Origin of the sequence: Streptomyces sp. SID3343 (genome assembly GCF_009865215.1) — a bacterium.
Taxonomy (GTDB): Bacteria; Actinomycetota; Actinomycetes; order Streptomycetales; family Streptomycetaceae; genus Embleya.
The window spans coordinates 1-713 of sequence record NZ_WWJX01001410.1; the positions used below are offsets into that span (position 1 = coordinate 1).

Below are 713 nucleotides of genomic sequence, written 5' to 3' on the forward strand. Positions count from 1 at the left end.
GGCTCCCACAGGTTGTCCGCGGGGTCGGCGGGGGTGGGCCGGTCGGTTTGCTGTGAGGCGTAGCCGGTGCGGGCGAGGTAGCGGTCGAGCAGCGCGGGCGCGACGCGGTTGGCGAGCAGGGTGGCGACGGTGGAGGCGCCGACCCAGTACTCCTTGCGCGCGGGATGGTCGGCGGCGAACAGCACCGCGCGGGCGGCGATCTCGGGTTGGTAGATGGGCGGTACCGGTTGCGGCGTCCTGCTCAGGCGCGAGCGGACCCAGGAGAACTGGGGGGTGTTGACGGCGGGCATCTGCGCGACGGTGATCCTGACCTTGCTCTTGTCGTGCAGGAGTTCGGTGCGCACCGACGACGTGAAGCCGTTGATCGCGTGTTTGGCGCCGCAGTACGCGGATTGGAGCGGGATGGAGCGCTCGCCGAGCGCCGAGCCCACCTGGACGACGGTGCCGGCGTCACGCGCGCGCATCCGCGACAGCGCGGCCCGGGTTCCGTTGACGAAGCCGAGATAGGTGACGGCGGTCGCGCGTTCGTACTCCTGGGGAGTGATCTGCGCGAACGGCGCGAACACGGACGCGAAGGCCACGTTGACCCACACGTCGATCGGCCCGAACTCCTCCTCGACCCGGTCCGCGGCGGCCTCCACCCGGGCGTGGTCCGCCGTGTCGGTGGGGATCGCGAGGGCGCGCCCGCCGGCGGCCTCGACGTCGCGGGCGGC

1 protein-coding gene is annotated in these 713 nt (G+C 72.5%); it reads right to left on the minus strand.

Going from position 1 to position 713, the window contains the following annotated elements; genetic code table 11:
- On the minus strand, positions 1–713 hold a 713-nt coding region (locus tag GT354_RS44650), incomplete at both ends, for an SDR family oxidoreductase (RefSeq protein WP_161362987.1).